The organism is Plantactinospora sp. CA-294935 (assembly GCF_050936445.1).
GTDB lineage: Bacteria > Actinomycetota > Actinomycetes > Mycobacteriales > Micromonosporaceae > Plantactinospora.
In genome coordinates this window covers 3,885,001-3,908,907 of sequence record NZ_JBNJMU010000001.1, presented here as the reverse complement: position 1 = coordinate 3,908,907, position 23,907 = coordinate 3,885,001, and the positions used below count along the sequence as shown (strand labels likewise).

General features: G+C 71.7%; 15 protein-coding genes and 2 rRNA genes (1 of these 17 only partly in view). 3 read left to right on the top strand and 14 right to left on the bottom strand.

Going from position 1 to position 23,907, the window contains the following annotated elements:
- Positions 1 to 43 precede the first annotated feature (43 nt).
- From rpmA to ACQEVC_RS17510, 6 genes are all read right to left on the bottom strand, one after another.
- Positions 44 to 301, bottom strand: a complete 258-nt coding sequence (rpmA, locus tag ACQEVC_RS17535; protein ID WP_101367567.1) for a 50S ribosomal protein L27 — start codon at positions 299 to 301, stop codon at positions 44 to 46.
- Positions 302 to 330: 29 nt separating this feature from the next.
- A complete protein-coding gene (gene rplU, locus ACQEVC_RS17530) occupies positions 331 to 645 on the bottom strand; it encodes a 50S ribosomal protein L21 (protein WP_318398548.1) in 315 nt (104 codons plus the stop codon).
- Between the two features lie 267 nt (positions 646 to 912).
- Positions 913 to 1,434, bottom strand: coding sequence for a hypothetical protein (locus ACQEVC_RS17525; protein WP_432878570.1), 522 nt, complete (start codon positions 1,432 to 1,434; stop codon positions 913 to 915).
- A gap of 142 nt (positions 1,435 to 1,576) precedes the next feature.
- Positions 1,577 to 4,612: an Rne/Rng family ribonuclease gene (locus ACQEVC_RS17520; RefSeq protein ID WP_432878567.1), complete on the bottom strand. Its 3,036-nt coding sequence runs from the start codon at positions 4,610 to 4,612 to the stop codon at positions 1,577 to 1,579.
- Between the two features lie 109 nt (positions 4,613 to 4,721).
- Complete coding sequence (locus tag ACQEVC_RS17515; RefSeq protein ID WP_432891486.1) at positions 4,722 to 5,468, bottom strand: TIGR03936 family radical SAM-associated protein; 747 nt, start codon at positions 5,466 to 5,468, stop codon at positions 4,722 to 4,724.
- A gap of 132 nt (positions 5,469 to 5,600) precedes the next feature.
- Positions 5,601 to 7,589 (bottom strand): TIGR03960 family B12-binding radical SAM protein, encoded by a 1,989-nt coding sequence (locus ACQEVC_RS17510; protein ID WP_432878564.1) that lies wholly within the window; start codon positions 7,587 to 7,589, stop codon positions 5,601 to 5,603.
- A 235-nt stretch (positions 7,590 to 7,824) separates the two neighbouring features.
- Between ACQEVC_RS17510 and ACQEVC_RS17505 the strand changes: the two genes are divergently transcribed.
- A complete protein-coding gene (locus ACQEVC_RS17505) occupies positions 7,825 to 9,888 on the top strand; it encodes a hypothetical protein (protein WP_432878561.1) in 2,064 nt (687 codons plus the stop codon).
- 133 nt (positions 9,889 to 10,021) lie between these two features.
- On the opposite strand, the gene ACQEVC_RS17500 is transcribed toward ACQEVC_RS17505, so the two are convergent.
- The 3 genes from ACQEVC_RS17500 to ndk all read right to left on the bottom strand — a co-directional run bounded on the left by ACQEVC_RS17500 (position 10,022) and on the right by ndk (position 14,934).
- A complete protein-coding gene (locus tag ACQEVC_RS17500) occupies positions 10,022 to 10,708 on the bottom strand; it encodes a lysophospholipid acyltransferase family protein (protein WP_432878558.1) in 687 nt (228 codons plus the stop codon).
- Positions 10,709 to 10,836: 128 nt separating this feature from the next.
- The gene (gene ileS, locus ACQEVC_RS17495) at positions 10,837 to 14,010 is read right to left on the bottom strand and encodes an isoleucine--tRNA ligase (protein WP_432878556.1); all 3,174 of its coding nucleotides are present in this window, start codon (positions 14,008 to 14,010) and stop codon (positions 10,837 to 10,839) included.
- 498 nt (positions 14,011 to 14,508) lie between these two features.
- Positions 14,509 to 14,934, bottom strand: coding sequence for a nucleoside-diphosphate kinase (gene ndk / locus ACQEVC_RS17490; protein WP_432878554.1), 426 nt, complete (start codon positions 14,932 to 14,934; stop codon positions 14,509 to 14,511).
- 194 nt (positions 14,935 to 15,128) lie between these two features.
- Here ndk and ACQEVC_RS17485 point away from each other — a divergent pair, with 194 nt between their 5' ends.
- Positions 15,129 to 16,808, top strand: coding sequence for a VOC family protein (locus tag ACQEVC_RS17485; RefSeq protein ID WP_432878552.1), 1,680 nt, complete (start codon positions 15,129 to 15,131; stop codon positions 16,806 to 16,808).
- A 14-nt stretch (positions 16,809 to 16,822) separates the two neighbouring features.
- Here the strand turns inward: ACQEVC_RS17485 and ACQEVC_RS17480 are convergent, their stop codons facing one another.
- The 3 genes from ACQEVC_RS17480 to ACQEVC_RS17470 form a co-directional block, all read right to left on the bottom strand.
- A complete protein-coding gene (locus ACQEVC_RS17480) occupies positions 16,823 to 17,323 on the bottom strand; it encodes a DUF4233 domain-containing protein (RefSeq protein ID WP_432878550.1) in 501 nt (166 codons plus the stop codon).
- Positions 17,320 to 18,591, bottom strand: a complete 1,272-nt coding sequence (locus ACQEVC_RS17475) for a bifunctional folylpolyglutamate synthase/dihydrofolate synthase (protein WP_432891483.1) — start codon at positions 18,589 to 18,591, stop codon at positions 17,320 to 17,322. The genes ACQEVC_RS17480 and ACQEVC_RS17475 overlap by 4 nt, the downstream gene beginning before the upstream one ends.
- A 348-nt stretch (positions 18,592 to 18,939) precedes the next feature.
- Positions 18,940 to 21,582 carry a valine--tRNA ligase gene (locus ACQEVC_RS17470; protein ID WP_432878547.1) on the bottom strand — a complete coding sequence of 881 codons (2,643 nt, stop codon included), beginning with the start codon at positions 21,580 to 21,582 and terminating at the stop codon, positions 18,940 to 18,942.
- 69 nt (positions 21,583 to 21,651) lie between these two features.
- Here ACQEVC_RS17470 and ACQEVC_RS17465 point away from each other — a divergent pair, with 69 nt between their 5' ends.
- Entirely contained in the window at positions 21,652 to 22,383 is a 732-nt protein-coding gene (locus tag ACQEVC_RS17465; RefSeq protein ID WP_432878544.1) for a hypothetical protein, read from the top strand.
- Between the two features lie 117 nt (positions 22,384 to 22,500).
- Here ACQEVC_RS17465 and rrf read toward each other — a convergent pair.
- Positions 22,501 to 22,617 (bottom strand): 5S ribosomal RNA (rrf, locus tag ACQEVC_RS17460).
- Between the two features lie 100 nt (positions 22,618 to 22,717).
- A 23S ribosomal RNA gene (locus ACQEVC_RS17455) occupies positions 22,718 to 23,907 on the bottom strand; it runs 1,920 nt beyond the window's last position.

The window sequence follows — 23,907 nt, the reverse complement described above, 5'->3', positions numbered from 1 at the left end:
CCCGGACACCAGGTCCGCGGCCCGCTCCGCCGGAAAGCTGACGTTACCGCTCGGACGGCACGATGCTGACGACCTTGCGGCCGCGCTTGGTGCCGAACTGGACCGCACCGGCGGCCAGCGCGAACAGCGTGTCGTCGCCGCCGCGACCGACCAGGTCACCGGGGTGGAACTTGGTGCCCCGCTGCCGGATCAGGATCTCGCCGGCGCTGACGACCTGCCCACCGAACCGCTTGACGCCGAGTCGCTGCGCCGCGGAGTCGCGACCGTTCCGCGAGCTGGACGCACCCTTTTTGTGAGCCATCTGAGGACGACCTGTCTTTCCGCTGGGGCTTACTTGCCGTTGGTGATGCCGGTCACCTTGACCTGGGTCAGCGGCTGGCGGTGACCCTGGCGCTTGTGGTAGCCGGTCTTGTTCTTGAACTTGTGGATCCGGATCTTCGGACCCTTGGTGTGTGCGGCGATCTCGCCGGACACCGCAACCTTGGCCAACTGCGCGGCATCGGTCACCAGGTTGTCCCCGTCGACGAGGAGGACGGCGGCGAGCTTGATCGCGTCGCCGGGCTGGCCGACCAGCTTCTCGACCTCGATCACGTCGCCCTCGGCGACCTTGTACTGCTTGCCGCCGGTCTTGACGATCGCGTACATCGGACGCGGACTCCCTGTCGTTGAGGCTGCGGGTGGGTGTTCGCGACGGCCAACTCGACCGCACTGGGGTGCGGGGCGGGCACGCGAGAACTTGGCACGTAATGAGCGCCGCAGGCTAGCGTACGCCATGCCGGGCCGCTCACCCAAACCGGGCCCGCTCCCGGGGCCGGTCGAGGCGCCGGTGAGCAGGCTCGCCGCCCTCCCCGCGCCCGACGAGACCTCGCCGGGCGAGAGCCGGAGCGGCCAGCCCTGACCGGGCCGGTCGGGTCAGCTCGGGCAGAGCGCCTCCAGCCGCTGCTGCAACTCCTGGAGCTTGTTCTCGTCGACCGACTCGACGGTGGCCTTCATCGTGCCGACCTCGGTCGCGATCTCGGCCAGTACCGTCTTGAGCCGCTCGTCGGTGGCCCGGGCGGACTGCTCCCGCATCGCGTTGCCCCAGGTCTGCAATGCCGCCTCCGCCTTGCGCTGCGCCGCCTGCGCCCCGGCGGTGTCGCCGGTGCTCGCCGCCTGGAGCGACTTGCCCAGCTCGGAGACGAAGGTCTGCACGGAGGAGGTGGCGGCCTTGGTGGCGGCCTCGCAGACCTCCTTGCCGTTGCCCCCGGCCGGGCTGGTGTCCACCGCCGGTGATCCGCCCGGGCTGGCGCCCGGCGTCGCGGCACCCGAGGACGGCGCTCCGGCCGACGGGCCGCCGGACGGGCCGGGTGCGGCGGCGCCGTCCCGCTCACCCGAGCAGCCGGCCGCCGCGAACAGCGCGGCGGCGATAGCGGCGGTCACCAGCAGGCGTCGCATGGTCTTCTCCTCCGGGGGTGCGGCTGGCCCACACGACCGGCGCCGACGGTGGTCGGCGACCGGTCGGGGACCGTGAGGGAGTGACCAGCGTAGCCACCGCCGGTGTCAGCGGACCAAACCCGTCTCCCCGGGCAGCGCCGGATCAGGGACGGGTACGGCGGCGGGTGCCGCCGCGCCGGGCCCGGCGACGACCGCCGCCGATCTCCGCGGCCTCGGCCTCCGCGTCCAGGTCACCGGTGTCCTCGATACCGTCCGGGTCGCCGGCACCGGCCAGCCGCATCGACTCGGCCGTCGCGGCCTCGACGACGTCGTCGGCCTCGGGGGTCTCCGCCTCGTAGCGGGACAGGTCGTATCCCATGGTGTCCTCGTACTCGGAGACCTCGACGACCACCCGCTCCGGGGCGGCCGCCTTGCGGCCCCGGCGCCGACCGCCGACGGCCGGCGCCTCGGAGGCCGGTGCCGGGGTACCGGTGGCCGAGGCGACCGCCTTGACCTTGTCCCCCGCGCCCGAGCGGGACTTCTCCGACACCGGCTCGGTGTGGATGATCACGCCCCGGCCCTTGCAGCAGTCGCAGGTCTCGCTGAACGCCTCCAGCAGCCCGGCACCGATCCGCTTCCGGGTCATCTGGACCAGGCCGAGCGAGGTGATCTCGGTCACCTGGTGCTTCGTCCGGTCCCGGCCCAGGCATTCGGTGAGTCGGCGCAGCACCAGTTCCCGGTTCGACTCCAGCACCATGTCGATGAAGTCGATCACGACGATGCCACCCAGGTCGCGGAGCCGGAGCTGCCGGACGATCTCCTCGGCCGCCTCCAGGTTGTTCCGGGTGACCGTCTCCTCCAGGTTGCCGCCGGCACCGGTGTACTTGCCGGTGTTGACGTCGATCACCGTCATCGCCTCGGTGCGGTCGATCACCAGGTGGCCGCCGGAGGGCAGGAAGACCTTCCGGTCCAGCCCCTTGAGGATCTGCTCGTCGATCCGCCGCTCGGCGAAGACGTCCCCCGCACCGGTGTGCCGGCGCAGCCGGGGCACCAGGTCGGGCGAGACGTGCGAGAGGTACGACTCGACCATGTCGTACGACTCGTCGCCCTGCACGACCAGCTCGCGGAAGTCCTCGTTGAACAGGTCCCGGACCACCCGGATCACCAGGTCGGGCTCCTCGTAGAGCAGCACCGGGGCGCCGCCCTCGGCCGCCTTGGCCTGGATGTCCTCCCACTGCGCCTGGAGTCGCTTCACGTCCCGGGCCAGTTCGTCCTCGCTGGCGCCCTCGGCCGCGGTCCGGACGATCACACCGGCACCGTCCGGGACCAGCTTCTTCAGGATGTCGCGCAGCCGCTTGCGCTCGGTGTCCGGCAGCTTGCGGCTGATCCCCGAGGCGTTGCCGTGCGGCACGTACACCAGGTGCCGCCCGGAGAGCGCGATGTGGCTGGTCAGCCGGGCGCCCTTGTGACCGATCGGGTCCTTGGTGACCTGCACCAGCACCGAGTCGCCGGAGCGCAGCGCCTGCTCGATCGAGCGGGCCCGCCCCTCCAGGCCGGTGGTGTCCCAGTTGACCTCACCGGCGTAGAGCACCGCGTTGCGGCCGCGCCCGACGTCGACGAAGGCTGCCTCCATGCTGGGCAGCACGTTCTGCACCTTGCCCAGGTAGACGTTGCCGGCCATGGTGCCGGCGGAGGCGCGGGTGACGTAATGCTCCACCAGCACCCCGTCCTCCAGTACGGCGATCTGGGTCCGGTCGCCGCGCTGGCGTACCGCCATCACCCGGTCGACCGCCTCCCGGCGGGCCAGGAACTCCGACTCGCTCAGGATCGGCGGCCGGGTACGCCGCTGCTCACGGCCGTCCCGGCGGCGCTGGCGCTTGGCCTCCAGCCGGGTCGAGCCGGAGACGCCCTGCACCTCGTCCACGGTCTTGCGAGGCTCGCGGATCTTGATAACGGTGTGTACGCCGTCGTCGGCCGCACCGTCGGTGTCCCCGGCGCCCTTGCGCCGCCGTCGGCGGCGGCGCCGGGTCACCCCGTCACCGGCCTCGCCCTCGTCGTCCTCGTCCTCGTCGGCCCCGGCCTCGACCCCGGCCTCGGGCTCGTCACCCTCCTCGGCGTCGTCCGCCGTGCCCTTGCCCCGGCCCCGACCCCGGCGACCGCGCCGCCGACGACGCCGGGCCGCCGCGGTCTCCTCGTCCTCGTCCTCCTCGGCGTCGGTGACGTCCAGGGCCTCCTCGTCGGCGACGCCCTCGGCCTCGGCCTCCGGCTCGGCTTCCAGCACCGCAGGCTCGCCGGCACGCCGGCCCCGGCGGCGCCGCCGGACGCCCTCGACCGGCTCGACCGGCTCACCCTCGGCCTCGGCCTCGGTCGGCCGGGTCGACGGAACGGGCTCGACCACGCCGGCCCGGGCCGGCGGAGTCTCCGGCTCCGGGGCCATGAACAGCACGGTGGGTGCGGAGAGCGCGGCGCGGCGCCGGCGTCCCCGGGGGGCCTCCTCGGCCGCCGGCTCGGCCTCGGCGGGCCCGGCGGCCACCGGGCGACCGGCTCCGCCGGTCGACTCCGGGGTGGCGGGAGCGCCGACGTCGGAGCCGGTCACCGGGACCTCGCCGGCCGCCGGGTCGCTCTCGGCGGCCCCGGCTGGGGTGACGGCCGTCTCAGTCGGCTCGGCGGGAGGTGACGCCGCCTTTTTCCGACGGGTACGGGTGACCTTCACCGGCGGTACGGGTTCGACCGCCGCGTCGTCGGGGTCGACCGCGGGCGTACCCGGGTCGGTGGCCGCGCTCGCCTCGGCGGCCGGAAGTCCGGTGTCGTCCTTCTTCTCCGTCGTGGTGGCCTTGCGGCGCCGGCGGGTCGCCTTCGGAGCGGCCTCGATGTCCGCGGCCACCGGTGCCAGCACCTCGGCGTCGGACGCCTCTCCGCTGGTCGTCCGGGCCGTGCTGGACGCCTCGGCCGGTACGCCGGTCGGCGCCGACTCACTCGTCGTGCTGGACGTACGGCGCCGGGTGGTACGCCGCCGCGCGGGCGCCTCGGCACTGCCGCCCTGCGCGGCCGCACTCTCCGCACTGCCGCCCTGCGCGGCCGCACTCTCTCCGGTGGCGCTCTGCGCACTCGTGCTCTCGGTGCTGCCGTTTGCGGTGGTGGCGTCGACGGCCGGCTGCGCGCCGGTCCGTTCTCCGCCCTCTGGCTCGTTCTCGAGCATGGACGTTCTCCAGTTCTGGCTTCCCCGGGCGCGGGTGAGCGCTGCCACGCAGGGTTGCCGCAAAGTATTTCCGGTGACGCGTCGAGGTGACCGGGTCGCCGAAGTCTGCCTACCTGACCGCCGGCCGGACTTCCGGCTGGCGTTCGCCGATGGCGGTCCCGTCGCGATCCGCCTCCAACGGATCGACGATCTCCCCCTGCGCGGTCAGCGTGCCCTGCGCCAGCCGGGTCGCCCTCGGCGGCACCGGCGGCTCCAGGTCGGCCACCACGCGGAGGCCGGAAAGGACGTCATCGGGTCGTACGGACGGGGTGACCTGCCGCACGACCACTTCGAGTATCGCACACGGTACGCCCGCGACCCCGGAAGGTGCCTCGGTCCTCTCGATCACATCGATGGCCGTGACAGCGGCCCGGGTGTCGAAAACGCGTCGGCCCTGCTTGGTCATCCGCTCGACGAGCACCTCGGAGGCGGCCAGAAAGGTCGACACGGCGGCACGGGCGACGTCCGGCCCGACACCGGGCAGTTCGACCCGCCAGCGCGAGGCGTCGATCCGGTCGGCCAGGCTGCCGCCGCCGGCCACCACCGCGTCCAGTACGTCGAGTCCGGGCGAGAGCACCGCGTCCAGGGCGGCACGGAGATCGGCCGGATCCACCGGCCGCTGGAGCCCGATCTCCAGGTACTCCGCCTCGCTGGCCACCCCGGTCGGGGCCGCGCTGGCGTAGGAGATCTTCGGGTGCGGGGTGAAGCCCTGGGAGAACGCCACCGGTACGCCGGCCCGGCGCAACGCGCGCTCGAAGGCCCGGGCGAAGTCCCGGTGCGAGGTGAACCGCAGCGGCCCACGCTTGGCGTACCTGATCCGGATCCGCTGTACGACCGGCGCCTGGCCGCCCTCCGGCTGTGGTTTCCTGCTGATCGTGCCGCTCCTCGGATAATGGTCAGGGTGGGCCGCTCCCCCGGGAGCGGGCAGCTCCGGGGAAACGGTCGGGGGTCAGTGTCCGGTGCCGGCCGGCATCCGCAGGCCGGTGTTCACCGGCGTCAGCGGCAGCAACTTCTTGCCGGTCGGGCCGATCTGGATCTCGGTGTCCATGGACGGGCAGACGCCGCAGTCGAAGCACGGGGTCCACCGGCAGTCGTCCTGCTCGTACTCGGTCAGGGCGTCCTGCCAGTCCTGCCAGAGCCAGTCCTTGTCCAGCCCGGAGTCGAGGTGGTCCCAGGGCAGCACCTCGGCCTGCTCCCGCTCCCGGACGGTGTACCAGTCGAGGTCCACCCCGAAGGCCGGCAGCACCTCGGCCGCGGCGTCCACCCAGCGCTGGTAGGAGAAGTGCTCGCTCCAGCCGTCGAACCGGCCGCCGTTCTCCCAGACCCGGCGGATCACCGCACCGACCCGGCGGTCACCCCGGCTGAGCAGCCCCTCGATCAGCGACGGCTCGCCGTCGTGATAGCGGTAACCGATCGCCCGGCCGAGCGACCGGTCGGAGTTGATCGCCTGCTTGAGCAGCTTGAGCCGGTTGTCGATCACCTCGGGCCGCTCCATCCGGGCCCACTGGAACGGGGTGTGCGGCTTGGGCACGAACCCACCGATCGAGACCGTGCAGCGGATGTCCTTGGAGCCGGTGGCCGCCCGACCGGCCTTGATCACCTCGTGCGCGAGCCGGGCGATCTGGAGGACGTCCTCGTCCTCCTCCGTCGGCAGCCCGCACATGAAGTAGAGCTTCACCTGCCGCCACCCGTTGGTGTAGGCGGTGACCACGGTGCGGATGAGGTCCTCCTCGGACACCATCTTGTTGATCACCTTGCGGATCCGCTCCGAGCCGCCCTCCGGGGCGAAGGTGAGCCCGGTACGCCGGCCGTTGCGGGACAGTTCCTGGGCCAGGTCGATGTTGAACGCGTCGACCCGGGTCGACGGCAGCGAGAGCGAGACGTTGGTGCCCTCGTACTGCTGGGCCAGGCCGGAGCACATGTCGCCGATCTCCGAGTGGTCGGCCGACGACAGCGACAGCAGCCCCACCTCGGAGAAGCCCGAGTATTCGAGGCCGTCCCGCACCATCTGGCCCACGGTGGTGATGGAGCGTTCCCGGACCGGCCGGGTGATCATGCCCGCCTGGCAGAACCGGCAGCCCCGGGTGCAACCCCGGAAGATCTCCACCGCGTACCGCTCGTGCACCGTCTCGGCGAGCGGCACGATCGGCTTCTTCGGGTACGGCCAGGCGTCCAGGTCCATCGTCGTCCGCTTGTGTACCCGGAACGGCACGTCCGCCCGGTTCGGCACGACCCGCTGGATCCGGCCGTCCGGCAGATAGTCGACGTCGTAGAAGCCCGGCACGTAGACGCTCTCGGTCCGGGCCAGCCGGAGCAGCAGTTCGTCCCGCCCGCCAGGGCTGCCCTCCACCTTCCAGGCCCGGACGATCTCGGTGATCTCCAGGACCGCTTCCTCGCCGTCGCCGAGCACCGCCGCGTCGAGGAAGTCGGCGATCGGCTCCGGGTTGAACGCGGCGTGCCCGCCGGCCACCACCACCGGGTGCTCGTCGGTACGGTCGGCGGAGAGCAGCGGGATGCCGGCCAGGTCGATCGCGGTGAGCAGGTTGGTGTAGCCGAGTTCGGTGGCGAACGAGATCCCGAACAGGTCGAACGCGCCGACCGGCCGGTGCGCCTCGACGGTGAACTGCGGCACGCCCTCGGCCCGCATCAGCCGCTCCAGGTCCGGCCAGACCGCGTACGTCCGCTCGGCCAGTACGTCCGGCAGTTCGTTGAGCACCTCGTAGAGGATCTGCACCCCCTGGTTCGGCAGGCCCACCTCGTACGCGTCCGGATACATCAGCGCCCAACGGACGACGGCCGACTCCCAGTCCTTCACCACCGCGCCCAGTTCGCCGCCGACGTACTGGATCGGCTTGCTGACCTGGGGCAGCAACTGCTCGAGCTGCGGCCAGACCGTCATCGCCGCTGACCTTTCCGCGGCGGACGACGCGGCGCTCATGGGACCTCCCGGGACACTCCGCTGGAACACCAACCATCCAGAGTACGCGGCACGCCCGAGCCCCGGTCCGGTAGTCCCCGCCCCCGCCGGGTGCGGAGTTTCCGCCGGAAAGCCCCCCGCATGCCGGCTCGCCGCGATTTCCCCCGCCGTCGGCGACACTCGTACGATCCGGCGCGGAACGACCGGTTGGTCGGGCGGTACTAACCTCGAACGGGCGCGAGAGGAGACCCGCACAATGTCCCAGCCGCAGCCGGAGGAAACCGCACCGGCGGGCCGAGCCACGCCGGCCGGGCCGCCCCCGGCCGAGGGATCGGCGACCGTGGCATCCGGCGACCAGCACCCTCGGGCCGCTGACCAGCAGGACGGCCGAGCCGCTGACCAGCAGCACGGTCGAGCAGGCGACCAGCAGCACGGTCAGGCCGCCGGCAACGAGCACGGCCAGGCCAGCGACGAGCACGGCCAGGCCGGCGACGAGCACGGTCACGCCGGTGAGCCGGACGACACGGCCGTGGACGTCCCGGTGGAACCGGACGGGTCCGGCGACGCCGACCTCGACCGACCGACCCTGCCCACGCCGCCGCCCGAGGCCACTGTCACCGCGTACCCCACGTCACCGGCCGACTCCGTGCACGCCGCGCCAGCACCGGCCGTCGGCGACGAAGGGTCCCCAGCCGAAAAGCCACAGCCCGCAGCCGCCACCGAACGTGCCGCGACCGAAGACTCGCCGCGCGTAGTCAGCACCGAGCATGCGGCACCGGACGGACCACCGGCAGCCGACGACGACGCACCCACCCGCCGTACCCCGCCGCCCGACGCCACCGCCCAACGCCCGACGGTCGAAGACTCGCCGCGCGCAGCCGCCACCGAGCATGCGGCACCGGACGGACCACCAGCAGCCGACGACGACGCACCCACCCGCCGTACCCCGCCGCCCGACGCCACCCGGATCGACCGGCCCGTCGACGACGATGGCTCCTCGGTTCCGGCCGAGGGCGGTGTGCCGGCGTCGCCGTCCGAGGACGACGGGCCGGCCCCGACCCGGGTCGCAGCGCCACGCTGGACCGGCTCTGCGGCCGTACCACCGCCCCGGCCGCGCAAGCGTCGCTGGCTCCGGAGCGATGCCGAGGAGGCGGACGTTCCGGCGGCACCGACGGCCCGTACCCGACCGGCCGATCCGACCCTGCGGATGCCGGAGGTCGAGGCGGACGAGGACGAGATCCCCACCCCGGTCGACCCCTGGGCCGGTGCCGCCGACGACCCGTGGGACGCGTACCCGCCGGTCGGTGGCCACCAGGGAGCGGCGAGTCATCCGCCGGTCGGCTACGACCCACCGGTCAGCCCGCCGCCGGCCCGACAGTTGCCGGTGACCCGGCGGTTCCCCGCGCCGACCGGTCCACCGCCACCGCCCCGCACGACGGCGCCCCCACCGACGGGGCCACGCCCACCGGCGCCGCCACCACACGCGGCGCCACCACACGCGCCGCCACCACACGCCGCGCCACCACACGCGGCGCCACCACACGCGGCGCCACCGCCACCGCCACCACCGGCGCGGGCCGCCCGACCGCCGGCCCCGCCCGCACCACGGAAGCAGCCGCCGCCACCGGTCGCTCCGCCCCGACCGGCGAAACAGCGGCGCCGGCCGGAGGCGCCGCCGGTCCGGAAGGCACCGCCCGCCCCCCTTCCTCCGGTACGCCGCCGCCGGCGCTGGCCCAGGGTGATGTTCACGCTCACCCTGCTCACCATCGCCTGCTGCTGCGGCGTTCCGGCGTACTACGCCAAGCCGATCTGGGACCAGTACCCGGCCTCGCCGGTGGATCCGCTGCCGAGCGAGGTACTGGACCTGCGGCTGCTGGACAACGCGGCCGGCCGGGAGGCCGCCGATCAGTTGAAGCGGGAGGTACAGGGGCGGAGCTGGTTCACCGGCGGCGAGGCGTTCGCCGGGGTCTACCGGGCCTCGAACGGCAAGCGGGTGGTCATTTTCGGCAGCACCGGCTTCCGGCTCAGTCCCGAGTCGGCGGTGCAGGAGGAGGTCACCCGGCTCCAGAACGAGTACGCGGTCACCTCGGTCGAGTCGGTGCCGACCGGCGTCCGCGGCGAGTACCGCAGTTGTGGCACGGGCAGGGCCGACGGCGACGAGGTGGTGGTCTGCACGTGGGCGGACCACGGCAGCTCGGCCACCGCGCTGTTCACCCGGCTGTCGATAGCGGACAGCTCCGAGCTGCTCAGCACGCTGCGCGACAGCATCATCGTGCGTGACCCGGTCGGCTCGGGCAGCGGCAGCGCCAGTACGGGATGAGCCCGCTCCCAGCGGCCGCCGCCGCACCGACGGGCGGCGGCCGGCAGCCACGGACAGCCGGCAGCCACGGACAGCCGGCAGCCACGGACAGCCGGCAGCCACGGACAGCCGGCAGCCACGGACCGACGGCGGCCTACGAACCGCCGTTCTCGGCCCCGTTGCGGGCCGGCGCGTACCGGGGCACGTACTCCTGCCCGGTCAGCTTCTGGATCTCCGTCATGATCTCGTCGGTGATCTGCCGCAGCGAGGTCCGGTCCGTCGGGCGGCCGACGAAGTCCATCGGCTTGCCGAACCGGACGATCACCTTGCCGGTGCCGAGCCGGGGCAGCCGGGCCCCGATCGGCTGTACCCGCTCGGTGCCGATCATCCCGACCGGGATCACCGGCACCTCGGCGGCCAGCGCCAGCCGGGCCACCCCGGTACGCCCCCGGTAGAGCCGCCCGTCCGGTGACCGGGTGCCCTCCGGATAGATCGCCACCAGGTCACCGGCGCGGAGCACCGGGATCGCCCCGTCGAACGCGGAGAGCGCGGCCCGGCCGCCGGCCCGTTCCACCCGGATCGCGCCGAGCCCGCTGATCACCGAGCGGGTGACCCAGCCCCGCAGCCCGGTGCCGGTGAAGTATTCGGACTTGGCCCAGAAGGCGAGGTGCCGGGGCACCACCGAGCCGAGGAACAACTCGTCGGCGACCGAGAGGTGGTTGCCCGCGAAGATCGCGCCGCCGGTCGCGGGGACGTTCTCCAGGCCCTCCACGGTCGGACGCCAGGCAACCCGCATCGCGGTGCCCACGGTGTACTGGCCGATGGTGTAGAGCAGCGGCACGGGACCTCCGGCGGTCAAGGTAGTCGGGCGCTGTCACGTTAACCGACGCCCGACCGGTCCGCGTAGGTGACCGTCGCGATCACCCACCCGGACCGGTCGGGCGGCACCCGGCGACGCACCGGGAATCCTCAGCGGCGGCGTACCGCCACCGTCACCCGGTCGCCCTCGCCGACCTCACCGGCGAAGCTGTGGCCCCGGTCGGCGAGGGCTGCGGGGTCAGCCTGGTCGGCAAAGCCGATCGAGTCGGCCAGCACCTCCCGGGCCACGAAGTCCCGGTACGCCTCGACTGCCGCGGCCACCTCCGCCGGAGCGGCGAGCAACACGTCGATCCGGTCCGACACGTCCAGCCCGGCGTCCCGGCGGGCCTGCTGCACCACCCGTACGACGTCCCGGGCCAGCCCCTCGGCGGCGAGTTCCGGGGTGACGGCGGTGTCCAGCACCACCACGCCCTCCCCACCGGGCAGCGGTGCGGAGTGCTCGGCGTCGGCGGGGACCAGCTTCAGCTCGTACTCGCCCGGCTCCAGCCGCACCCCGGCCGCCTCCGGTACCCCGTCCACCAGCGCCCAGGCGCCGGACTTCACCGCCTTGATCACGGCCTGCACCTGCTTGCCGACCCGGGGGCCGAGCGCCCGGGGCACCACCGTGAGCACCTGCTCGCAGTAGCTGGCCAGCTCGTCGCTGAAGGTGACCGCCTTGACGTTCACCTCGTCCGCCACCAGGTCGGCGAAGGGCCGCAGGGCGGCCGCCGCCGGGGTGGCCACGGTCAGCGACCGCAGCGGCAGCCGGACCCGCAGGCCCTTCGCCTTGCGCAGCGAGAGCGCCGCCGAGGCGACGTTCCGGATGGCGTCCATCGCGGCGACCAGCTCGTGGTCGGCCGGGAACTCGGCGGCGTCCGGCCAGTCGGTCAGGTGCACCGACCGCTCCCCGGTCAACCCGCGCCAGACCTCCTCGGCGGTCAGCGGGGCCAGCGGGGCCAGCACCCGGCTCACCGTCTCCAGCACCGTGTAGAGGGTGTCGAAGGCGTCCCGGTCACCGGACCAGAACCGGTCCCGGGACCGCCGGACGTACCAGTTGGTCAGCGCGTCCAGGAACGACCGGACCGTGCCGCAGGCGCCGGAGATGTCGTAGACGTCGAGCTGCCCCTGCACCGCCTCGACCAGCTCCCGGGTCTTGGCCAGCACGTAGCGGTCGAGTAGATGCGTCGAGTCGGTACGCCGGACCGCCTCGTATCCCTCCGCGTTCGCGTAGAGCGAGAAGAAGTACCAGACGTTCCAGTACGGCAGCAGCACCTGGCGTACCGAGTCCCGGATCGTCGTCTCGCTGACCACCACGTCGCCGCCGCGCAGCACCGGCGAGGACATCAGCGTCCAGCGCATCGCGTCCGAGCCGTAGCTGTCGAACATCTCGTAGACGTCCGGATAGTTGCGCAGGCTCTTGGACATCTTGCGCCCGTCCGAGCCGAGCACGATGCCGTGCACCACGGCGTTGCGGAACGCCGGCCGGTCGAAGAGCGCGGTCGCCAGCACGTGCATGGTGTAGAACCAGCCCCGCACCTGCGGGACGTACTCGACGATGAAGTCCCCGGGGTAGTGGTGCTCGAACCACTCCCGGTTCTCGAACGGGTAGTGCACCTGGGCGAACGGCATCGACCCGGACTCGAACCAGCAGTCCAGCACCTCCGGCACCCGGCGCATGGTGGAGCGCCCGGTCGGGTCGTCCGGGTTCGGCCGGGTCAGCTCGTCGATGCCGGGCCGGTGCAGGTCGGTGACCTTGACCCCGAAGTCGGCCTCCAGTTCGGCGAGCGAGCCGTAGACGTCGATCCGCGGGTACTGCGGGTCGTCCGACTTCCAGACCGGGATCGGCGAGCCCCAGAACCGGTTGCGGCTGATCGACCAGTCCCGGGCGTTCGCCAGCCACTTGCCGAACGAGCCGTCCTTGACGTGTGCCGGCGTCCAGTCGATCTGCTGGTTCAGCTCCAGCATCCGGTCCTTGACCTTGGTCACCGCCACGAACCAGGAGGAGACCGCCTTGTAGACCAGCGGGGTGTCGCAGCGCCAGCAGTGCGGGTACGCGTGGGTGTAGGTGTCCTGCCGGAGCACCACCCCGCGCTCCTTCAGTTCCCGGATCACCGACTTGTTCACGTCGAAGACCTGCTGGCCCTGGTACGGCGGGACCAGCGCGGTGAACCGGGTGTGGTCGTCCACGGTCACCACGGTCGGGATGCCGGCCGCGTTGCACGCCTTCTGGTCGTCCTCGCCGAAGGCCGGGGCCAGGTGCACCACCCCGGTGCCGTCCTCGGTGGTGACGAACTCCGCGCCGAGCACCTGGTAGGCGTTCGGCCCGCCCGGGCCGACCAGGAAGTCGTAGAGCGGGGTGTAGCGGCGGCCGACCAGGTCCCGGCCGTACACGGTGCCGACCTGGGTGTAGCCGTCCAGCTCCTTGGCGTACGCGCCGAGCCGGGCGGCACCGACGACGTAGTGCTGGCCGTCCCGCTCCAGCACCGCGTACTCGATGTCCGGGCCGACCGCGAGCGCGAGATTCGACGGCAGCGTCCACGGCGTGGTGGTCCAGACCCCGACCCGGACCGGCCCGCGCAGCGGATCCGGGGCGGACTCGTCCGGGGTCAGCGCGAACCAGACGGTCAGGGCGGGGTCGTGCCGGTCCCGGTAGACGTCGTCCATCCGGGTCTCGGTGTTCGACAGCGGGGTCTCGCAGCGCCAGCAGTACGCCAGCACGCTGAACCCCTCGTAGACCAGCCCCTTGTCGTGGAGCTGGCGGAACGCCCACATGACGCTCTCCATGTAGCTGAGGTCGAGCGTCTTGTAGTCGTTGCCGAAGTCGACCCACCGGGCCTGCCGGTTGACGTACCGCTCCCAGTCGCGCGTGTAGGCCAGCACCGAGGTCCGGCAGGCGTCGTTGAACCGCCCCACGCCGAGGTCGAGGATCTCCGCCTTGGTGGTGATGCCGAGCTGCTTCTCCGCCTCCACCTCGGCCGGCAGGCCGTGGCAGTCCCAGCCGAAGCGCCGCTCCACCCGCCGGCCGCGCATCGTCTGGTATCTCGGCACCAGGTCCTTGACGTAGCCGGTCAGCAGGTGGCCGTAGTGCGGCAGGCCGTTGGCGAACGGCGGGCCGTCGTAGAAGACGTACTCGTTGCCGCCGTTCGGGCCGGGGTCGCGGGCCTCGACGCTGGCCTCGAAGGTCTTGTCGGCCACCCAGTGGTCGAGCACGCGCTGCTCGACCGCCGGCAGCTCGGGACTGGCCGGCACGCCCGTGCCGGCGGGGGCGTTCTTCGGGTACGCCATCGCGGGTCGCTCTCCTCGTCGCAGCTCACTGACCGTGGTCTGCGAGGACGAGCCCTGGTACGCCGGAAGCCGGCGCGCCGGTGGGCCCGCGGTACCACCCCGCTTGGCGGTCGGTGATCGACCACCCGCTCGTTGGCCGGCTGTGACGGGCCGGTCCCGTCCGGTTCTACTGGGGTGTTTCCACCTGTTCTTCCGGAGGCTCGCCGGTGATGGCCGGGTCGACGCCTGTGCCCGTCAACGATACTCGACCCCCGCGCCGCCCCCCACCCGATATCCCCGTCCGGCTCCACCGCCGGGCCTGCGGCACCGCCGCCGACCGGCGCACCCGCCACCCGACAACCGATTCGTGCCGACCGGCCGACGGGTCAGGTCAGCTCGGGGAACCGGCGGGTCAGGTCAGCTCGGGTCAGGTCAGGTCAGCTCGGGGAACCGGCGGGTCAGGTCAGCTCGGGTCAGGTCAGGTCAGCTCGGGGAACCGGCGGGTCAGGTCAGCTCGGGTCAGGTCAGCTCGGGGAACCAGAGCGCGATCTCCCGGCGGGCGGTCTCGACCGAGTCGGCCGCGTGCACCAGGTTCTCCCGGGAAGAGCAGGCCAGGTCGCCCCGGATCGTGCCGGGGACCGCCCGACGCCCGTCGGTCGCGCCGACCAGACCGCGGACCATCTCGACCACGCCGGAGCCGGAGAGCACCACCGCGACCAGCGGCCCGGAGGTCATGAACTCGCGCAGCGCCGGATAGAACGGCTCCGCCACGTGCTCGGCGTAGTGCAGGTCGGCGAGCCGGTCGTCCATCCGGCGCAGCACCATCGCGTCGATGCCCAGGCCCTTGCGCTCGAACCGGCCGAGGATCTCGCTGACCAACCGCCGCCGCACCGCGTCGGGCTTGATCAATACGAGGGTACGCTCGGCGGACTCGCTGCTGACCACGGACATCCCTCGGTACGGCCGGAGAGCTGGGCACCGCCAGCGTATGTCGGCGCCATTCGGCCGCGACGCCGGAGGTCGGCACGTTCGGCCAGCTCACGGCCGCCTGATCCGGCGGCGAAGGCCGCACACCGGCCGCGGGTCGTTCCATTCCCGCCAGATCCGGCCTAGCCTGGCCTTAACCAGGGAGGTCCACTGTGGCAGATGGTCGTCGCCGCCAGGTCGCGCCGGTGCGCAAGCTGGTCGCCGCTGTGCTGGGTACCTTCGCCACCTTCGTCATCCTGTTCGGCTTCGGGATGCGCAGTTGGGCGATCGCCGTACTCGGGGTGGCGCTGCTCGCCCTGGCCATCGCGCTCGTCGCGTTCACCGCCGTACGCAGCGGCCCCCGGGCCTGGGTGACCGGCATCGGGCACGTGCACAGCGTCACCGAGCCGCCCGCCTCGTCGACCTTCGGCCGGTGTGAACTCCAGATCGTGATCGACGCGCCGGGGGTGCCGGGCCGCTCGGTGCGGATCCGCGATCCCCGGGTACCGGTGTCGAAGTGGCCGGATCCCGGCGCCACCCTGCCGATCATGGTCGCGATCGACGACCAGCGGCACGTCCGGATCCTCTGGGACGAGGTGCTGACCCACGCCGAGGCGGCGGCGAGCGGCGACCTGCCGCCGGAGTTCCACGATTTCGACCCGGGTGACGACGACATCCTGATCGAGCAGGAGGCGCCGCCGTGGGCGCGGGGCGGACGGGACGACCCGTACGCCGCCGCACCGCCCGGCGGCACGCCGGCCACCGAGGACCTGACCGAGGACGATCTCGCCCCGCTCCGGGACGACCTGGAGCCACTGCGGGACGACCGGGGTACGCCCCGCGAGGATCAGGTGGTGATGCGGCAGACCCCGGGCGGGACGATCGTGCTGGAGGGGACACTGGTCGACCCGCCGTCCACCGCGCCGCTGCCCCGTCGCCCCCGGCCGACCCCCGGTCCGGGCGGCCGGAACCGCCGCCCCCGCCCGGCGCCCGGTTCGACCACCCGGGACAGCGCCACGGCCGCCGCCGCGCCGGTCTCCGACGCGCCGCCGGCGCCGCGCTCAGCCGAGCCGGACGTGCCGGCGACGGGGCCCGGCGGCGACGGCACCGGGCCGGAGACGCCGCCGATCCCGGAGGCCCGGTCCGCTGACATCCCGCCGGCCGGCCCGGCACCGGCCGAACCGGACCTGGAGTCGCCCCGACCCGCCCCCGAGCCCGCGGCGGCGGACTCCGGCCGGTCGGCCACCGCCGCCGGTGGCCCCGGTACCGGCGCCACCGGTCCGGGCGACACCGACGAGATCGACATCCCGCTGGACGATCCCGACCCGGACCTCGACGCCGACGCGGACTTCGACCCGGATCTCGACCCGCGGGCCGGCGCGGCGCCGCGGGACGACCTCGCGGCCGCCTCGGACGACGAGGCGATCCTGGCCGACCTGATCGCCACCCAGCCGCCGGCCCGGCTCGGCGGGTCCGGCCCGATCGCCGGGGTCGGGATCACCCTGCTGGTCACCGACCTCGAACGGTCGATCGCGTTCTACCGGGACCTGCTCGGGTTCTTCGAGATCGACGGCGGCGAGGGCAACGCCATCCTCGCCTCCGGGGCGACCCGGCTGGTTCTGCGGGCGATCCGTGAGGTGGCCCCGATCAACCGGCGGCTGGTCCACCTCAATCTCGAGGTGAACGACGTGACCTCGTTCTACGAGGAACTCCTGGCCAAGGGCGTGAAGTTCACCTACGCCCCCCGGGCGGTCAACCGGGGCGCCAAACTCGAACTCTGGGCCGCCGCGTTCCGGGACCCGGACGGGCACGGGATCGCCCTCACCCAGTGGCGGGGCCGGGCCACCGGCTGAACCGGCGGGCCGGGTCAGCCGAGGATGACCCGGCGGACGTGCAGCACGTACGCCCAGACCCCGGCGAAGATCAGCCCCAGTGCGCCGAGTGACCAGTGCAGGAAGCCGGCGAGCAGCAACAGCCCCTGCAGGACGGTGGCGGCGTGCCAGGCCCACGGCCGGCGCAGGAAGCCGGCCAGTACGACCGCGAGCACGGCGAGCCCGACGACCACTCCGATGGCGCTGCCGCCCAGGTCGCCGCCGAGCAGTCTGATCGGCTGGATCGCGAGCAGCAGCACCAGTGTCTCGACGCTCAGCGTGAGGGCGCCGAGGCCGCGTACCGCCCGGTCCGGGTTCCGCAGTCCGGAAGGCCGGCCGCCAGGCGTACCCGTCGAGCCGGCGGCCGTACCAGTCGAGCCGGCGGAGCTGGCCGTGCCGGCCGGCCCGTCGTCCTCGCCCCGGCCGGAGGGCTCCGCAGAGCCGGCTGCCGGCCCGGTACGACCGGCCGGGTTCGCCGCCTCGTCCGGGGCGCTCATCGCTTCAACAGCCGTCGCGCGTCGGCCACGGTGACCACCGATCCGGTGACCAGCACACCCACCCCGCTCAACTCTCCCTGCACGTCCGACTCGGCCAGCGCCACGGCGGCCTCGATCGCGTCCGGCAGATCCGGAGCCACCTCGACCCGGTCCGGCCCGAAGACCTCGACCGCGAGTTCACCGAGTTCCGCGGCCGGCATCGCCCGGGGCGAGCTGTTCCGGGTGACCACGACCGCGTCGACCACCGGTTCGAGCAGTTCGAGCAGACTTGCCGCGTCCTTGTCGTCGAGTACGCCGACCAGCGCGATCAGCCGGCTGAACGCGAACTCCTCCTGGAGCGCGGTGACGGTGGCCGCCATGCCGTGCGGGTTGTGCGCCCCGTCCAGCAGGATCGTCGGGGCGGACCGGACCCGCTCCAGCCGGCCAGGTGAGTCGGCGGTGGCGAAGCCCTGCCGGACGGCTTCGACGTCGAGCTGGCGGGACGCGCCCGCGCCGAGGAACGCCTCGACGGCGGCGAGCGCGATCGCGGCGTTCTGCGCCTGGTGTGCCCCGTGCAGGGGTACGAAGACGTTGTCGTAGACCCCGCCGAGGCCCTGCAACGAGAGCACCTGGCCGCCCACGGCCATGCTCCGGCGCAGTACGCCGAACTCGCCGCCCTCCCGAGCGATGGTGGCGCCGACCTCGGCGCAGCGCTCCAGGATCGGTTCGGCGGCCTCCTCCGGCTGGACCGCCGAGATCACGGTCGCGCCCTTGTGGATGATCCCCGCCTTGGCCAGCGCGATGTCTCCGATGGTGTCCCCGAGCCACTCGGTGTGGTCGAGCCCGATCGGGGTGATCACCGCGATTCCGGCGCTCAACACGTTGGTGGAGTCCTCCGCACCGCCGAGGCCGACCTCGACCACCGCCACGTCGACCGGCGCGTCGGCAAAGGTGGCGAAGGCGAGCGCCGTGGTCATGTCGAAGTACGTCAGCGGCTCGTCGGCGCGCTCGTCGACGAGCCGGGCCAGCGGCGCCACCTCGCGGTAGACCGAGACGAAACGGTCCTCGCCGATCGGCTCGCCGTCCAGGCTGATCCGCTCCCGCACGGTCTCCAGATGCGGGCTGGTGTACCGACCGGTGTGCAAGCCGAAGGCCCGGAGCAGCGAGTCGATCATCCGGGCCGTCGACGTCTTGCCGTTGGTGCCGGTCAGATGGATCGCCGGGTACGCCCGCTGCGGGCTGCCGAGCACGTCGAGCAGTTCCTCGATCCGCCCGAGGTCGAAGACCATCCGGGTGTAGCCGCGGCTGGACAGTTCCGCCTCGACCTGGGCGAACTCGGCCGCCCGCTCCGCGCGCTCACTCACCGCGACCCTCGCCCCCGCACCGTACGCCCCCCGCCCGTTCCGCCGGACCGCCACACTCTCGACCGCCAACCCCTCGACCGCCCTGTACTCGACCGCCGCGCCCTGACCACCGCACACCGCCGTCTCGCACCCGCACACCGCCTTCTCGCACCCGTACACCCTCGGTCCGCGCCCGCACACCCGCACCCGCTCGCACCGGCACGGCATCCGCACCCGGCACCGGCATCCGCGCCCGCACCGTCCGCCCGCTCTCGGTCCGCACCCCGCTACCGGTCAACCGAGTGCCGCGAGGGCGGCGGCGATCCGCTCCAGGTCCGCCTCGGCCGCCGCCAGCCGGTCCCTGATCTTGTCGACCACCGGGGCCGGCGCCTTGTCGAGGAAGGCCGGGTTGTCGAGCTTCGCCCGGGCCTGGCCGATCTCCTTCTCCGCCGCCGCCCGGTCCTTGGTCAGCCGGGCCCGCTCGGCGGCGACATCGATCGAACCCCGGGTGTCCAGGGCCACCGTCACCGCGCCGGAGACGGCGAGGGTGGCACTGGCCCGGAAGTCCGGGGCCGCCTCGTCCAGCCGGACCAGCGAGCGGATCAGCGGCTCGTGCGCGGCGATGCCGGCTCCGGCGAGCCCGTCGAGCCGGGCCGCCACCCGCTGCGCCGGGCGCAGCCCCTGGTCGGAACGGAACCGGCGGATCTCGGTGACCACCCGCTGGAGTTCGGCCACCTCGCGCTCCGCCGCCTCGTCGCGCAGCGCCGGCACGGCCACCGGCCAAGCGGCGGTCATCACCGACGGCCCGGCCGGGCCGGAGCCGGCGTTCTCGGTACCGGCCAGCGCGGTCCAGAGCTCGTCGGTGACGAACGGCACCACCGGGTGCAGCAGCCGCAGCAGCCGGTCGAGCACGTGTCCGAGCACCCGGCGGGTGACCTCGGGGGGCTCGCCGCCGGCGGCCAGCACCGGCTTGGCCAGCTCGACATACCAGTCGCAGACGTCGTCCCAGGCGAAGTGGTAGAGCACGTCGCAGACCTTGGCGAACTCGTACGCCTCGAACTGCTCGTCCACCTCAGCGGTGACCTGCTGCAACCGGGACAGGATCCACCGGTCCACGGTCGACAGGCGGGCCGGCTCGGGCAGCTCGCCGGCCACGTGCGCGCCGTTCATCAGGGCGAACCGGGTGGCGTTCCAGAGCTTGTTGCAGAAGTTGCGGGAACCCTGGCACCACTCGTCGCTGACCGGCACGTCCTGGCCGGGGTTGGCGCCCCGGGCCAGGGTGAACCGGGTGGCGTCGGCACCGTACCGCTCGATCCAGTCCAGCGGGTCGACTACGTTGCCGAAGGACTTCGACATCTTCTTGCCGTACTGGTCGCGCACCATGCCGTGCAGGGCGATCACGTCGAACGGCTGCCGGCCGTCCATCGCGTACAGGCCGAACATCATCATCCGGGCGACCCAGAAGAACAGGATGTCGTAGCCGGTCACCAGCACGCTGGTCGGATAGAACTTCGCCAGGTCGGGTGTCTGCTCCGGCCAGCCGAGCGTGGAGAACGGCCAGAGCGCGCTGGAGAACCAGGTGTCCAGCACGTCGAGATCCTGGTGCCAGCCGTCGCCGGTCGGCGGTTCCTCGTCCGGGCCGACACAGCGCACCTCGCCGTCCGGGCCGTACCAGACCGGGATCCGGTGCCCCCACCAGAGCTGCCGGGAGATGCACCAGTCGTGCATGTTGTCGACCCACGCGAAGTACCGCTTGGCCATGTCGGCGGGCTCGATCTTGACCCGGCCGTCCCGCACCGCGTCGCCGGCCGCCCGGGCCAGCGGACCGGTGTTGACGAACCACTGCAACGACAGTCGCGGCTCCACCGTCGTACGGCACCGCGAGCAGTGCCCCACCGCGTGCACGTACGGCCGCTTCTCGGCGACGATCCGACCCTGCTCGCGCAGCGCGGCGACGATCGCCGGCCGGGCCTCGAACCGGTCGAGTCCCTGGAACGGGCCGGGCGCGGTGATGACGCCCCGCTCGTCCATCACCGTCAGGGACGGCAGGTCGTGCCGCTGGCCGATCTCGAAGTCGTTCGGGTCGTGCGCCGGGGTCACCTTGACCATGCCGGTGCCGAAGCTCGGGTCGACGTGCTCGTCACCGACGATCGGGATCCGCCGCCCGGTCAGCGGCAGCTCCACCTCGGTGCCGATCAGGTGCTTGTACCGCTCGTCCTCCGGGTGCACCGCGACCGCGGTGTCGCCGAGCATCGTCTCGGCCCGGGTGGTGGCGACCACCACCTCGTCGCTGTACCGGATCGAGACGAGTTCGCCGTCGTCGTCGGTGTGCTCCACCTCGATGTCCGACAGGGCGGTGAGGCAGCGCGGACACCAGTTGATGATCCGCTCCGCGCGGTAGATCAGGCCGTCGTCGTACAGCTTCTTGAAGATCGTCTGTACCGCCCGGGAGAGCCCCTCGTCCATGGTGAAGCGCTCGCGGTCCCAGTCCACGGAGTCGCCGAGCCGGCGCATCTGGCCGAGGATCTTGCCGCCCGACTCGGCCTTCCACTGCCAGACCCGCTCGACGAACTTCTCCCGGCCCAGGTCGTGCCGGGACAGCCCCTCGCCGGCGAGCTGGCGTTCGACCAGGTTCTGGGTGGCGATGCCGGCGTGGTCCATTCCGGGCAGCCAGAGCGCCTCGTAACCCTGCATCCGTCGCCGCCGGGTGAGCGCGTCCATCAGGGTGTGCTCGAAGGCGTGGCCCATGTGCAGTGAGCCGGTCACGTTCGGCGGTGGGATGACGATGGTGAACGGCGGCCTGTCGGTGTCGGCCGAGGCCCGGAAACGCCCGGCCGCTACCCACTCCTCGTACCGCCGACCTTCTACCTCGCCCGGCTGGTACTGGGCGGAAAGGGTCGGGGCCGGGGCGCGGTTCGCATCCAGAGTCTCGGTCACCCTCGAAGTCTACGAGCCTGCGTGCCAGGCCCGTCGTGCGCCACCTCCCGGTCGCGTACGGTGGCGGCTATGTCCGATGCCCCCCGCACCGATCGGCAAGCCACGGCCGATTCCGGCGCCATCGAGATCACGTCGGAGCCGATCGTGCTGGACCACTCGGTCAGCCGGGACGCCGAGGCGGTCGACATCACTCCGGCGCGCGATGCCGAGCCTGGCCCCGCCGGACCGGGTGGCCGGCCGTCGTCCCGGCGTCGGAAAATCGTCCTCGGCTCGGTGCTCGCGGTCACCCTCGCCGGAGCCGCCGTCTTCGGCAGCGTGAGCTGGCGGATCCTGCAGCAGAAGGACGCCACCCTCGCCGCTCCGGTCGAGGTCGCCGGGCTCACCCGGGACGAGAGCGAGGGTGCCCGGGCGACCATCGAATACCTCCGCACCGCCGTCAACGCCGAGATCAACTTCGCCGAGAGCTTCGGCGCCGTCTACGCCGACCCGGCCGGCCCGGACCGCAGCGTCCTGCTCTTCGGAGGTACGACCCTCGTCTGGCAGCCCGAACGGGATCTGGACCGCCTTTTCGACCTGGCTTCCGAGGAGGACAGTACGGTCGCCGGCGTCCACGAGGTGGATGCCGGTGCACTCGGCGGGGTGATGAAGTGCGGTACTGCCCCGATCCGGGACGGGCAGCTCGTCTTCTGTGGCTGGGCCGACCACGGCAGCATCGCGATGGGCATGTTCCCGGGCCGTTCCCTCGACGAGTCCGCGGCGCTGCTCCGCGATATCCGGGAGACCGTACAGAGCCGGGACTGATCTGCTGCGGGGTGTGGTCGGGGCCGTGGGAACCGGCCAATCCCCACCCCTGTAGACCGGCCGGGTAAAACACGAGTGGCGCCACCCCTTTGAGGGTGGCGCCACTTCGTAGAAGATGTCCGGCGGCGTCTTACTCTCCCACACCCTCCCGAGTGCAGTACCATCAGCGCTGGAAGGCTTAGCTTCCGGGTTCGGAATGTAACCGGGCGTTTCCCCTCCGCCATAACCGCCGTAACCCTATCAACAACACAAACAACAACTCCCTCACCCACACGCAAGGGAACCACTCGTTGTTCGTTTGCTGTGAATCACACAGTGGACGCGTAGCAGCTTTGTAGTCAAGTCCTCGGCTTATTAGTACCGGTCAACTGAACCAGTTACCTGGCTTACATCTCCGGCCTATCAACCCAGTCGTCTCACTGGGAGCCTTACCCCCATCACTGGGGTGGGATACCTCATCTTGAAGCAGGCTTCCCGCTTAGATGCTTTCAGCGGTTATCCCTCCCGAACGTAGCCAACCAGCCGTGCCCCTGGCGGGACAACTGGCACACCAGAGGTTCGTCCGTCCCGGTCCTCTCGTACTAGGGACAGCCCTTCTCAAGTATCCTACGCGCACGGCGGATAGGGACCGAACTGTCTCACGACGTTCTAAACCCAGCTCGCGTACCGCTTTAATGGGCGAACAGCCCAACCCTTGGGACCTGCTACAGCCCCAGGATGCGACGAGCCGACATCGAGGTGCCAAACCATCCCGTCGATATGGACTCTTGGGGAAGATCAGCCTGTTATCCCCGGGGTACCTTTTATCCGTTGAGCGACACCGCTTCCACACGCAAGTGCCGGATCACTAGTCCCGACTTTCGTCCCTGCTCGACCCGTCAGTCTCACAGTCAAGCTCCCTTATACACTTACACTCAACACCTGATTGCCAACCAGGCTGAGGGAACCTTTGGGCGCCTCCGTTACATTTTAGGAGGCAACCGCCCCAGTTAAACTACCCACCAGACACTGTCCCTGAACCCGATAAGGGCCCGAAGTTAGATACCCAAACCAACCAGAGTGGTATTTCAAGATTGCCTCCACCCATACTGGCGTATGGACTTCACCGGCTCCCACCTATCCTACACAAGCTAATTCAGATACCAATGTCAAGCTATAGTAAAGGTCCCGGGGTCTTTCCGTCCTGCCGCGCGTAACGAGCATCTTTACTCGTACTGCAATTTCGCCGGGCCTGTGGTTGAGACAGTGGGGAAGTCGTTACGCCATTCGTGCAGGTCGGAACTTACCCGACAAGGAATTTCGCTACCTTAGGATGGTTATAGTTACCACCGCCGTTTACTGGCGCTTAAGTTCTCAGCTTCGCCCCGAAAGACTAACCGGTCCCCTTAACGTTCCAGCACCGGGCAGGCGTCAGTCCATATACATCGAATTACTTCTTCGCATGGACCTGTGTTTTTAGTAAACAGTCGCTTCCCCCTGCTCTCTGCGGCCATACAACGCTCCAGGAGCAAGTCCCTTCACGTC